Raw genomic sequence first — 11548 nt, forward strand, 5'->3', positions numbered from 1 at the left:
ATTAGTCCTGTTTTCTCAAGAGCCGCAACGCGTTAGCGGTGACCAGCGCGGTTGCGCCGGAATCCGCCAGCACGGCGAGCCACAGCCCGGTAATGCCAAGAATACTAGTGACCAGAAATACCGCTTTCAACCCCAGTGCGATGGTAATGTTCTGGCGAATATTGCGTTGCGTCGCCCGCGACAGGCTAATCATTGCCGCCAGCCCGGTCAGACGGCTGTGCGTTAAGGCTGCATCGGCCGTCTCCAGTGCCACATCCGTACCGCTTCCCATCGCAATCCCGATCGTTGCGGCTTTCATCGCTGGTGCGTCGTTGATGCCGTCGCCGACCATCGCCACGGGATGCTGCTGACTCAATTCGCTGACCGCCGTGACCTTATCGGCGGGGAGCAGGCTGGCGCGGTAATCGATCCCTAATGTCGCCGCAATCGCCGCCGCCGCGCGGGGATTATCGCCCGTGAGCATCACGCCACGAATCCCCAACTGCTGTAAGGCATCCAGCGCTTCACGCGCATCGTGACGTAGCGTATCGCTCAACGCCAGCACGCCGAGCAGGTTATCGTCCTCTTGCACCACTACGACGGTTTTCCCTTCGTTTTCCAGCGCCTCAACCCGTTGCAACCAGTCGGCATCAAGCAGATCGGACGCGACACGAGTCGGCGCGCTGACCTGAATCCGCTTGCCGCCAATCGTGCCTTCCACGCCGACCCCCGCCAGTGCTTTGCGGTTTTCCGCCATTGGCAGGAACGTGCTGCTGGATCGCGCATGCTGGACGATCGCTTTGGCAAGCGGATGGTGCGAACCGGACTCCACGGCAGCGGTGCGCATCAGCAGCGCCGTTGCGCTCACGCCCTCGGCGGGCAATACGTCCGTCACCTGCGGCTTGCCTTCCGTCAGCGTGCCCGTTTTATCGAACGCGATAGTCTTGATGCTGCCCAGCGATTCCAGCGCCGCGCCACCTTTAATCAGCGCTCCACGGCGCGTTGCGGCGGCTAGCCCGGACGTAATCGCCGCAGGCGTTGAGATCACCAGCGCACACGGACAGCCGATTAACAACAGCGTCAGGCCGCGATAAATCCACTCTTGCCACGGCTGCGCCAGCAGCAACGGCGGCACCAGAATCACCAGCAGCGACAGCAGCATGATGGCTGGCGTGTAATAGCGGCTAAATTTATCGAGGAAGCGCTCTATCGGCGCACGGCGCTCTTCCGCTTCTTCGATCAGTTGCAGAATGCGGTCGATCGCGCTGTTGCCAGGCTGTGACACCACCCGCAGCTGCACGACCCGATCGACGCACAGGCTGCCTGCGGCAATTTTCTCACCGGGCGTACGTTCAACGGGGACTGATTCACCGGTCAGCGCGCTTTCATCAAAGCTGGCGTCGCTGTTCAAAAGCTCCGCATCGGCAGGGAGTCGCCCGCCGGGCGCGACTTCAATCACGTCACCGGGAACCAGACTGGCGACGGGAACGAGGCGGCGCTGCCCGTTGCCGACGACCGTGGCATCTTCGGGAAGCAGCGCCATCAGCGCCGTTACGCCCCGTCGTGCGCGGTTTGCCGCGTAAGATTCCAGATGTTCGCCCAGCATAAACAGCAGCAGGATGACGGTGGCTTCGGTGGTGGCGCCAATCAAGAGCGCCCCGATGGAAGCCACGCTCATCAGCGTTTCAATCGCGAAGGGGGTACCCGTGCGAATGAGCTGCACCGTTTTCTTCAGTATCGGAATCAGCCCGATAATGGTGGTCGCGATAAACGCGATCTGCCCGCCGCGCTCGCTTAGCAGGGAAAGTCCCCAGCTTGCAGCAGCCAGCAGAGTGAAAAGTATTAAGAAACCATATTCATGTACGAAACGACGTACGGTCGAGGTGTCGGGTGGAGCGAGTGGGAGTGCGGTGTCCTGCAAGGTGAAGCCCGCTTGCTGAACGGCATGTTGAACCTGAAATCGAATATCGGTGTTGGCATCAACAACCAATTTTTCGGTGGCGAACAGCACTTTGGCCTGTTCAATTCCGGTGAGATTTTTTACTGCATTTTCGATTTTACGTGCGCAGCTGGGACAATCCATCCCGCTGATTTTCCAACTGAAACGCTGGTGGGATCGGGGCCTGTCGCTGTCTCCGCCGTCGGGGTCGTCTGAATCTGCGCTACCGCCGCTGTCTGACGACGACTGATCTGTGCCACACGCGCTCTGCGCTGCGGCGTCAGACGTGTGTTTGGTTGAACAGCAGCTGTGGTCGGCGTGGTTTGAATGCTGCGTGTGCTCGTTGCAGCAGCTTTTCGTACGGGGTGCAGCACTGCGTGGCGCGTGGTGCACGCTGTTATTGCAGCAGGCTGATTTCTCAGTGCTGTGGTGCTGATGAGAGTGCATGTCTTCCTCCTGGGTTATTAGTGATAGCCATTCTCATCAGGAACTTTACACCGCCGCTCAATGCTTAGCCAGATTTTCGTGAGCGCCGCGAACGTCAGAAATAGAGGGAGCGAACGATCAGGAAATGGCCGCCAAAATAGCCCGCTGCCACAATCGCCTGATGGGCGCGGAATGGAAAACGGTAATGGTGAATCAGCCAGACCGCATGGGCGATAAACAGCAGCACGGTGCCCGTCAGCAGGGAGAAATTCGCGTTTGTCCCCAGCGCAAAATACCGCTCGCCAGCAATCCAGACCATTAACGTCGTCATGATGATGAATGCGCAGGCGGGCCAACGCTGTGCTTCTAATCGCCCCCAGATAATAGCGATCAGGATCGCGGCCAGAATGACGAGCGTTAATGCCAGCGGCCAAAAGAACGTGAGTGAAATCTGCCCGGTAAAAAAGCTAATGGTGTACAGCAGATGGGAGAGGAAATAAGCACCAAACGCGTAAAGCAGGCGCTGAGTCGGCAGCAACAGCAGGGTGTCTGCGACCAGCGTTGCCAGTAGCCCCAGTACAATCAGATAGCCCGGCACACCAAGCAGCGGCGTCTGCCAGGCCAGAGCCAGCAGCAGTAGCATCGTGACCGGTTTGAATAACCAACGTTGCCACGTTGGACCACGGTAGCTGGCGTCCACATACAACCAGCCAGAAAAAAGCACAGCAATAAATGACCAAAGCATAGCGTGTCCTTTTTGTGTTTTTGTTTGTGTCAGGATAAAAATAAACCGTTCTTTATTCAGTGTAGGGGATTGTGGGGAAGTTAAACAACACAGGGCGAGACGGATGCGACTTCTGTGAGCTTCATGGTATGTTATCGCCTGTTTTTATTGTAAATGGGCGCCGTGAAGTCTCGAAGGGAGCATTGTGTTGAATGAGTAATGAATCCGCGCTTTATCGTATTCAATTTATAAATAACGGTAAGAATTACCAGCTTTACGTGCGTGAGTTGGTGCAGAGCAGCCTTTTCGGTTTTATTGAAATTGCCGACTTCGTGTTTGATAGCCAGTCTACGGTGCTGGTTGACCCGTCAACCGAGAAACTGAAAACGGAATTCTCCGGCGTTAGCCGCAGCTTCATTCCTCTACAGGCGATCATTCGCATTGATGCCGTGACGGAAAAAGGCAGCGCGCGCATTTCTGATTTAGGCGACAACGTTACCGCATTCCCTTATCTTCCCGGCAAGAAACCCTGATGGGTGATTTTCCCTGGCTATTGGTTTTCGCTGTTGGCGCAATTCTGCTGCTGGCAGCGCGACAATACCGACGCCAACGTTATCGGGAAGCGCAGAATGATGCGGCTCCGCTGCGTATTGTGAGCGCAGAGGTGAAACACAAACGCGAATTTCCCCGCACTCGTCGGCGTGCGCGTGAGCATCAGGTGATGGTCATGGAGGACATGCTTTATGAAGCTACATTTAGGCCGATTGCTGGCAGCGGGGATATTACATTGCGCCTCGAAAGCGCGGATTATCACCAGCTTGATACCGGTATGCAGGGATCGTTGCAGCTAAAGGGCACGCGTTTTATTCGCTTTGTGCCCCAGCAGAGGTAGCGATTACGACTTCGGTGGCTTAGGCTGTTTTTTCTGCCACGCCAGCAGTTCAAACACGCCAAAAAGAAAAATGCGTGCCTGAAACGCGCGACTCAGCGCGGGGCTGTCTTTCGGCTGGCTGGATTTTAACAGCAGCAGTTGAAAACCATGCATCAGGATCATAAACACCATCGCCACGGTCATGAAAATATTCAACGGCTTGGGGAACGGCTGAATCAGGTTAAGCAACAAAAATCCCCACACGCCCAGCATCAATAGCCTGCCAAGGTTAATCAAAATCATCTCTTACCCTTACGTTGCTGCGAAGATTATTGACGAATGTATAAACGGTAGGCGACCTGACCCGCAATTTTCTCACGGTGCAGTTGCCAATTTTCCGGGATAGTCAGCTGCGCATTTTCCGCCTCGGTTTCTACGTAAATCCATGCGTCGGGTGCCAGCCAACCTTGCTGTTCCAGCAACGCGAGCGTGTTGTTCAGTAGCTCTTTGCGAAACGGTGGATCGAGAAACACGACGTCAAACGGCGTGCCCGGCTTCGCCAGCCAGCTCAGGGCATCCGTATTGACCACCTCGGCGTTTTCCGCCCGAAGCAGTGCCAGATTTTGCGTTAACTGCTGCGCGACTGCACGCTCCATCTCCAATAATGTGGCGTGTGCGGCATAACGGGATAAGGCTTCCAGCCCGAGTGCGCCGCTGCCGGCAAAGCAGTCTAGGCAGCGTGCCTGTTGAATGACGGGAGCCAGCCAGTTAAACAGCGTTTCCCGCACGCGATCGGTGGTGGGTCGTAAACCGGGGCTATCAGGAACCGGAAGTTTTCTGCCGCGCCATTGACCACCGATGATTCGGATTTGTCCGGCGGCTGACGATGCATTTTTTTTAGCCATAGCTCACAGGGTTATTGTTGTGCCGCATCATCGTGGTGTGGATACGGGCAGGAAATTTCTGGCGCTATTCTAGCGGCGGTTACGTGTAGAGGGAATGTTAAGATGGACGTTAAAGCGCTTAAGCCAAAATTTTGTGCTATCTACGGCTTTCGATAACGCGCAGCGTTTGACACACTTCGTTACGGACATTGCCTTTCGTTACGAAGATTGTCGACAGCGCCGAGAATTGTCCGTCATTGCCCCCGTTGGCTGCGTGTTGCTGTCGGCAGGAAAGTGTTAAACTTATTGTTTAAATATGATTTTCATTGATTGATTCGCTGCGGTGAGCAGCGTGGAGCGCGATCGCACATGTCAAAAGAAAAGAAGCGCGGTTTTTTTTCCTGGCTGGGATTAGGGAAACAGGAAGAGAAACAACAAGAGCAGCCGCAAGAGACGCCGGTTGTGGAAGAACAGCCGTCAGCGGCGGAGTCGGATACCGCTGCATCGGCTCACCAGACCGTTGAGCACGCGCCGGAGCAGGTAGAGAAACCGCTGCCGGAAGCGCCTGTCGTTGAAGAAGAGATCAAGGTTGAAGCGGAAGAGCTGATCCAACCTGCCGCCGAGCGTGACGTTACCGCAGCGGCTGACGAACCGACCGTCGCTGTGCCTGAACCAGCCGTATCGGCCCCCATTATTTCTGAAACAGACGATCGTGACGCGATCGAACATGACGTTCTCGATCGGGATGTCGTCGATCCGATCGTACCGGCCGAGATCGCCGACAGCGCGACGGTGGCTAATGCTGAGCCGGACGTTGCGCAGCAGGAAGAGCAAGAATACGAAGAACCAGAACCTGCGCAGCCAGATGATGTGCCTGCTGTGGCGCAAGAGCAGGAACGTCCGACGAAAGAAGGTTTCTTCGCTCGCCTGAAACGCAGTCTGGTAAAAACGCGCCAGAACCTCGGTTCAGGATTTATCGGATTGTTTCGCGGTAAGAAAATTGACGACGATCTGTTTGATGAACTGGAAGAACAACTGCTGGTTGCGGATGTCGGGGTCGAGACGACTCGTAAGATCATCGGCAGCCTGACAGAGCACGCCAGCCGCCGCCAACTGAAAGATGCTGATACGCTTTTTGTGAAGCTGAAAGAAGAAATGGCGGAGATTCTTGCTAAGGTGGACGCCCCGCTGAATATCGAAGGCAAAACGCCGTATGTCATTCTGATGGTTGGCGTTAATGGCGTGGGTAAAACCACCACCATCGGGAAAATGGCACGTCAGTTCCAGGCGCAGGGCAAATCCGTGATGCTGGCAGCGGGGGATACCTTCCGTGCGGCGGCGGTCGAGCAGCTTCAGGTCTGGGGACAGCGCAATAACGTGGCGGTGGTCGCACAGCATACGGGTGCGGATTCGGCCTCAGTGATTTTCGATGCGATTCAGGCAGCGAAAGCGCGCGGCGTTGATGTCCTGATCGCGGACACCGCCGGTCGCTTGCAGAACAAAGCGCACCTGATGGAAGAGCTGAAAAAGATAGTGCGCGTGATGAAGAAGCTGGACGAAGACGCGCCGCATGAAGTGATGCTGACGCTGGATGCGAGCACCGGGCAGAACGCAGTGAGTCAGGCCAAGCTGTTTAATGAAGCGGTTGGGCTGACGGGTATTACCTTAACTAAGCTGGACGGTACCGCGAAAGGCGGGGTGATTTTCGCCATTGCCGACCAGTTCGCTATTCCTATCCGCTATATTGGGGTAGGTGAAGGTATTGAAGATTTACGGCCATTCAAGGCCGACGATTTTATTGAGGCACTTTTTGCCCGAGAGGATTAAAACGGATGATTCGTTTTGAACAGGTCAGTAAAGCTTACCTCGGTGGGCGTCAGGCATTACAAGGGGTGGATTTCCATCTGCGCCCCGCGGAAATGGCGTTCCTGACCGGCCATTCCGGCGCAGGGAAAAGTACCCTGCTGAAACTGATTTGTGGCATTGAACGTCCCAGCGCGGGTCAGATTTTTTTTGGCGGCCACAATATTAGCCGCCTGAAAAAACGCGAAGTTCCGTTCCTGCGGCGCCAGATCGGCATGATCTTTCAGGATCACCACCTGCTGATGGAACGCACGGTCTATGACAACGTCGCGATGCCGCTCATCATCGCGGGTGCCAGCAGTGAGGATATCCGTCGTCGGGTATCCGCCGCGCTGGACAAGGTTGGCCTGCTGGATAAAGCGAAAAACTACCCTATCCAGCTGTCCGGTGGTGAGCAGCAGCGCGTTGGCATTGCGCGCGCGGTGGTGAACAAACCCGCCGTATTGCTGGCGGATGAACCGACCGGCAACCTGGACGAAGCGCTGTCAGAAGGCATTTTGCGCCTGTTTGAAGAATTCAATCGCGTTGGCGTTACCGTTCTGATGGCGACGCATGACACTGGGCTGATCGCCCGCCGTAATTACCGTGTGCTGACGCTGTCGGATGGCCGCATGGTGGGGGGAAACCACAATGGCGAATAACGTCCGCAACGCGAAAAAGCCTGTCGCAAAAGCCAAAGCGCTGCGCGGCGGCTGGCAGGAACAGTGGCGCTATGCCTGGATGAATACGCTGGCTGATATGCTGCGCCAGCCGCTGGCGACCTTTCTGACTATCATGGTCATCGCTATTTCGTTGGCGTTGCCCAGCATCTGCTATCTGGTATGGAAAAACGTCAGTCAGGCGGCCACACAGTGGTATCCCTCGCCGCAGCTGACGGTGTATCTGGATAAATCGCTGGATGACAACGCGGCGCAGGCGGTGATCACGCAGCTTCAATCTGAAGAGGGCGTTGATAAAGTCAATTACCTGTCGCGCAATGAAGCGATGGGCGAATTCCGCAACTGGTCCGGTTTTGGCGGCGCGCTCGATATGCTGGAAGAGAATCCGCTGCCAGCCGTAGCGATTATCACGCCGAAAATGAGTTTTCAGGATTCCACCACGCTGACGACGCTGCGCGACCGAGTGGCGGCGACGCAGGGCGTGGATGAAGTACGGATGGATGACAGCTGGTTTGCGCGGTTGGTGGCATTGACCAATCTGGTTGGGCAAATTTCCGTGACGATTGGCGTCCTGATGGTGGTTGCTGTCTTTTTGGTGATCGGCAACAGCGTGCGCCTGAGTATTTTCAGCCGCCGTGAAACCATTAACGTGATGAAGCTGATTGGGGCGACAGACGGCTTTATTCTGCGTCCGTTCCTGAATGGCGGGGCAGCGATGGGCGTAGGCGGCGCGGTGCTGTCGCTGATTTTATCGCAAGCGCTGGTCTGGAAGCTGGGTGCCGTGGTGGCGCAGGTGGCGTCCGTCTTCGGTACGACGTTTGCCGTCAAAGGATTAAGCTGGGATGAATCCCTGCTGCTGCTGTTAATCGCCGGTATGATTGGGTGGTTGGCCGCCTGGCTGGCAACGGTGCAACATTTACGCCGTTTTACACCACAGTAAGCGTTTTCTGGTATAATTATCCCCTGTAATTCAGACCGTATTGCAGGGGAAATCTCCTCAGCGACATCTCTTCTTTGTTCTCCCCGCTGTGTTTTCCCCTTGGTTTCTCGTGTGTGAGTGACGCGTTTTTCTCCTGCTTGATCTCTGGCATGAGGTGAATAAAATGAGAGGAACTTGCGAGCGAAATCACAGTCTGAATAGACAGATTTTAGGATTTAATTAATCTGGTTTTAGGGTTTTTCATAAAATAAGCGTTAAGGTGCCGTGTTTTGCCATCTTCGCGCAAAACGATGCGGTGAAGCAGTGCTAAGATAGCCAACTGCAATATGACGAGTAGAGCAACTGAGAGGGTTGAATGACCAAAGATATGCAAACTTTCACCTTAGTTCCCCAGGGCAGTCTGGAAGGGTATATTCGTGCCGCCAATGCCTATCCGATGCTGACGGCGGAGGAAGAGCGGGCGCTGGCTGAACGGCTGCATTATCAGGGCGATCTGGAGGCTGCTAAGCACCTGATTCTGTCACACCTGCGTTTTGTTATTCATGTTGCCCGTAACTATTCCGGCTACGGCCTGCCGCAGGCGGACCTAATTCAGGAAGGGAACATCGGCCTGATGAAAGCGGTACGTCGCTTTAACCCTGAAGTTGGCGTGCGTCTGGTTTCTTTCGCCGTGCATTGGATCAAAGCCGAAATTCATGAATACGTGCTGCGTAACTGGCGTATCGTGAAAGTTGCGACCACTAAAGCACAGCGTAAGCTGTTCTTTAACCTGCGTAAGTCGAAAACGCGCCTCGGCTGGTTTAATCAGGATGAAGTCGAACTGGTTGCGCGTGAGCTTGGCGTGACGAGCAAAGACGTGCGCGAGATGGAATCCCGCATGGCGGCGCAGGACATGACGTTCGATCCGACGCCGGAAGAAGATTCGCACGACGGCAAGGCGATGTCGCCGATGCTTTACCTACAGGATAAATCGTCTGACTTTGCCGATGGCATTGAAGAAGATAACTGGGAAACGCATGCGGCCGATAAGCTCACCTACGCGCTGGAAGGGCTGGATGAACGTAGCCAGCACATTATTCGCGCCCGCTGGTTGGATGATGACAACAAATCCACTTTGCAGGAGCTAGCCGATCAATACGGTGTTTCCGCCGAGCGTGTGCGTCAGTTAGAAAAGAATGCGATGAAAAAACTGCGAGCGGCGATAGAAGCCTAATCGCTCTCATCGTCTCTTTCTGTAGCGACCGGGTAATGCCCGGTCGTTTTGTTTTTGTCTGGGGTCAGTCCGGCTTATCTGGGTTGAGTTCGTCAAGAATCAGCGTCGTTTCTTTTCTGCGAATATAGCGCCAGCCGCCGGATACGGGTGAGAATCCGCAGGACACCATAAACCGTGCCAGCACGTCCTCTTTGATCGCGGCATGATTCGCTGTGGCCAACCACCACTCATTCACTTCAGGAAGCTGACGGCGCGCCTCATCAACCAAAAGTTGTCCTACTCCCCGGCGGCGCGTCACTTCACGTACCATCAGATCGCTCAGCTCTGCATAGTCCCCCGCAATTTCGACCAGCATTCCTCCGAGTAACCGATCGTTAAAACGCGCGGCAAAGAGTCGTCGAGTCGGTTTTAGTCCCGCTTCTAATAAATCAATGTTCTGATGTGGCCAGATTTTTGCCAGATCAATTTTATCCTGAGGGTTGAATTGGGTGAGGCATTCAACGGTGAGTTTCATTTTTATCGGCACTCCATCATATGAGTGAAGAATAATGTAGTTGTTTTGTAGTGGATCAGTTGTGTAATTTGAGCGTTATGGTTAATAGGGCAAATGTTTTTCTCATTCTTTGTTTTTCGAGTAATCCATCAACAATTAATGCACAAAGTAGAATATCTGACTATATATAAATTGAATGCTGGTTTTTGCATCTGGTGTTTTGTGCTGTTTGCTCCGCTTGTTTCTGACAGTGTGAGTTGATTTGCAGCATAAAATTCCTGTTTAATAATATGAAAAATAAAGCCTTATTAGAAAAGATTACTAATAATAACCTAAGCCTTTCTTACTTATAAGAAAATAGCAGGTTATGGCAGAAGGCGGTCAGGTTTTCGGCAATATCCATAATGACAGATGGGGTAAAAAGAATGAAATTCAGTAAAGGTAAAGTATTGCTGATGGGTTGTATGGCTGCGGCGTTGAGTCACGCAGTCAGCGCTGCCGATATTAAGGTTGCGGTTGTGGGTGCAATGTCTGGCCCGGTTGCACAGTATGGCGATATGGAGTTCATTGGCGCGCGTCAGGCCATTGAAGACATTAACGCAAAAGGCGGCGTAAACGGTAACAAACTGGTTGGCGTTGAATATGATGACGCGTGCGACCCTAAGCAGGCGGTTGCCGTCGCGAACAAAGTCATCAATGACGGTATCCGTTATGTGATTGGTCATCTGTGTTCCTCCTCCACGCAGCCTGCGTCTGATATCTATGAAGAAGAAGGCGTGATCATGATTACGCCTGCGGCAACCAACGCCGACTTGACCACGCGCGGCTACAAAATGGTGCTGCGCACGACGGGGCTGGATTCCGATCAGGGACCAACCTCAGCAAAATACATTGTCGAAACCATCAAACCGCAGCGTATCGCCGTGGTTCATGACAAACAGCAATATGGTGAAGGCCTGGCCCGCTCTGTTCAGGATAGCCTGAAAAAAGCCGGTGCGAATGTTGTGCTGTTTGAAGGTGTGACGGCGGGTGATAAAGATTTCTCCACGCTGGTTGCGCGTCTGAAGAAAGAGAACGTCGATTTCGTCTATTTCGGCGGTTACTACCCGGAAATGGGGCAGATTCTGCGTCAGGCACGTCAGGCTGGCATGACCACCAAATTCATGGGTCCAGAAGGCGTGGGTAACTCATCGCTGTCCAACATCGCAGGCGATGCGTCTGAAGGCATGCTGGTAACGTTGCCGAAGCGTTACGATCAGGTTCCTGCTAACCAGCCGATTGTCGATGCGCTGAAAGCCAAGAAACTGGATCCAACCGGTCCGTTCGTCTGGACGACCTACGCAGCACTGCAATCGCTGACCACCGCGATGGCACGTACCAATAGCGATGAACCGGAAAAACTGGTCGCAGATCTGAAAGCGAACCCTGTGGAGACGGTAATGGGACCATTAAGCTGGGATGCAAAAGGCGACCTGAAAGGGTTTGAATTTGGCGTATTTGAGTGGCACAAAGACGGTACTTCCAGCGCAGTGAAATAATCATCATGCCCGAGGCGGG

General features: G+C 54.2%; 12 protein-coding genes. 7 read left to right on the plus strand and 5 right to left on the minus strand.

Annotated features, from left to right (window positions below):
- Position 1: 1 nt before the first annotated feature.
- Both ACIPUG_RS10610 and ACIPUG_RS10615 read right to left on the minus strand, forming a co-directional pair.
- On the minus strand, positions 2-2365 hold the full coding sequence (locus ACIPUG_RS10610) for a zinc/cadmium/mercury/lead-transporting ATPase (RefSeq protein WP_400338370.1): 2364 nt from the start codon (positions 2363-2365) through the stop codon (positions 2-4).
- A 94-nt stretch (positions 2366-2459) separates the two neighbouring features.
- Positions 2460-3089: a lysoplasmalogenase gene (locus ACIPUG_RS10615; RefSeq protein WP_400338371.1), complete on the minus strand. Its 630-nt coding sequence runs from the start codon at positions 3087-3089 to the stop codon at positions 2460-2462.
- 191 nt (positions 3090-3280) lie between these two features.
- Here ACIPUG_RS10615 and ACIPUG_RS10620 point away from each other — a divergent pair, with 191 nt between their 5' ends.
- Positions 3281-3601, plus strand: a complete 321-nt coding sequence (locus tag ACIPUG_RS10620) for a DUF1820 family protein (RefSeq protein WP_010681394.1) — start codon at positions 3281-3283, stop codon at positions 3599-3601.
- Positions 3601-3960, plus strand: a complete 360-nt coding sequence (locus ACIPUG_RS10625) for a DUF2500 domain-containing protein (protein ID WP_010681393.1) — start codon at positions 3601-3603, stop codon at positions 3958-3960. The genes ACIPUG_RS10620 and ACIPUG_RS10625 overlap by 1 nt, the downstream gene beginning before the upstream one ends.
- Positions 3961-3963: 3 nt before the next feature.
- Here the strand turns inward: ACIPUG_RS10625 and ACIPUG_RS10630 are convergent, their stop codons facing one another.
- Together ACIPUG_RS10630 and rsmD are read right to left on the minus strand one after the other, a co-directional pair.
- The gene (locus ACIPUG_RS10630) at positions 3964-4239 is read right to left on the minus strand and encodes a DUF1145 family protein (RefSeq protein ID WP_164671853.1); all 276 of its coding nucleotides are present in this window, start codon (positions 4237-4239) and stop codon (positions 3964-3966) included.
- Between the two features lie 29 nt (positions 4240-4268).
- On the minus strand, positions 4269-4844 hold the full coding sequence (gene rsmD, locus ACIPUG_RS10635; protein WP_010306568.1) for a 16S rRNA (guanine(966)-N(2))-methyltransferase: 576 nt from the start codon (positions 4842-4844) through the stop codon (positions 4269-4271).
- 348 nt (positions 4845-5192) lie between these two features.
- Between rsmD and ftsY the strand changes: the two genes are divergently transcribed.
- From ftsY to rpoH, 4 genes are all read left to right on the plus strand, one after another.
- Positions 5193-6650: a signal recognition particle-docking protein FtsY gene (ftsY, locus tag ACIPUG_RS10640; protein WP_400338373.1), complete on the plus strand. Its 1458-nt coding sequence runs from the start codon at positions 5193-5195 to the stop codon at positions 6648-6650.
- A 5-nt stretch (positions 6651-6655) separates the two neighbouring features.
- Positions 6656-7327, plus strand: coding sequence for a cell division ATP-binding protein FtsE (gene ftsE / locus ACIPUG_RS10645; protein ID WP_039281573.1), 672 nt, complete (start codon positions 6656-6658; stop codon positions 7325-7327).
- Positions 7317-8285 (plus strand): permease-like cell division protein FtsX, encoded by a 969-nt coding sequence (ftsX, locus tag ACIPUG_RS10650; protein WP_039281575.1) that lies wholly within the window; start codon positions 7317-7319, stop codon positions 8283-8285. Before ftsE ends, ftsX begins: the two co-directional genes overlap by 11 nt.
- A 355-nt stretch (positions 8286-8640) precedes the next feature.
- Positions 8641-9498 carry an RNA polymerase sigma factor RpoH gene (gene rpoH / locus ACIPUG_RS10655; protein ID WP_010681389.1) on the plus strand — a complete coding sequence of 286 codons (858 nt, stop codon included), beginning with the start codon at positions 8641-8643 and terminating at the stop codon, positions 9496-9498.
- A gap of 64 nt (positions 9499-9562) precedes the next feature.
- Here rpoH and panM read toward each other — a convergent pair whose 3' ends face one another.
- Positions 9563-10012: an aspartate 1-decarboxylase autocleavage activator PanM gene (panM, locus tag ACIPUG_RS10660; protein ID WP_400338375.1), complete on the minus strand. Its 450-nt coding sequence runs from the start codon at positions 10010-10012 to the stop codon at positions 9563-9565.
- Between the two features lie 404 nt (positions 10013-10416).
- On the opposite strand from panM, the gene ACIPUG_RS10665 reads away from it, so the two are divergent.
- Positions 10417-11529 (plus strand): branched-chain amino acid ABC transporter substrate-binding protein, encoded by a 1113-nt coding sequence (locus ACIPUG_RS10665; protein WP_014917048.1) that lies wholly within the window; start codon positions 10417-10419, stop codon positions 11527-11529.
- The last annotated feature ends 19 nt before the right edge of the window (positions 11530-11548 follow it).

Origin of the sequence: Pectobacterium sp. CHL-2024, from assembly GCF_044751765.1 — a bacterium.
Classification (GTDB): Bacteria; Pseudomonadota; Gammaproteobacteria; order Enterobacterales; family Enterobacteriaceae; genus Pectobacterium; species Pectobacterium brasiliense.

Excerpts from the sequence above, each read along its gene's own strand:
- ACIPUG_RS10665 (WP_014917048.1), top strand. The coding sequence starts at position 10,417 with ATGAAATTCAGTAAAGGTAAAGTATTGCTGATGGGTTGTATGGCTGCG.
- ACIPUG_RS10610 (WP_400338370.1), bottom strand. The coding sequence starts at position 2,365 with ATGCACTCTCATCAGCACCACAGCACTGAGAAATCAGCCTGCTGCAAT.
- rsmD (WP_010306568.1), bottom strand. The coding sequence starts at position 4,844 with ATGGCTAAAAAAAATGCATCGTCAGCCGCCGGACAAATCCGAATCATC.
- panM (WP_400338375.1), bottom strand. The coding sequence starts at position 10,012 with ATGAAACTCACCGTTGAATGCCTCACCCAATTCAACCCTCAGGATAAA.
- rpoH (WP_010681389.1), top strand. The coding sequence starts at position 8,641 with ATGACCAAAGATATGCAAACTTTCACCTTAGTTCCCCAGGGCAGTCTG.
- ftsE (WP_039281573.1), top strand. The coding sequence starts at position 6,656 with ATGATTCGTTTTGAACAGGTCAGTAAAGCTTACCTCGGTGGGCGTCAG.
- ACIPUG_RS10620 (WP_010681394.1), top strand. The coding sequence starts at position 3,281 with ATGAGTAATGAATCCGCGCTTTATCGTATTCAATTTATAAATAACGGT.
- ACIPUG_RS10615 (WP_400338371.1), bottom strand. The coding sequence starts at position 3,089 with ATGCTTTGGTCATTTATTGCTGTGCTTTTTTCTGGCTGGTTGTATGTG.
- ftsX (WP_039281575.1), top strand. The coding sequence starts at position 7,317 with ATGGCGAATAACGTCCGCAACGCGAAAAAGCCTGTCGCAAAAGCCAAA.
- ftsY (WP_400338373.1), top strand. The coding sequence starts at position 5,193 with ATGTCAAAAGAAAAGAAGCGCGGTTTTTTTTCCTGGCTGGGATTAGGG.
- ACIPUG_RS10625 (WP_010681393.1), top strand. The coding sequence starts at position 3,601 with ATGGGTGATTTTCCCTGGCTATTGGTTTTCGCTGTTGGCGCAATTCTG.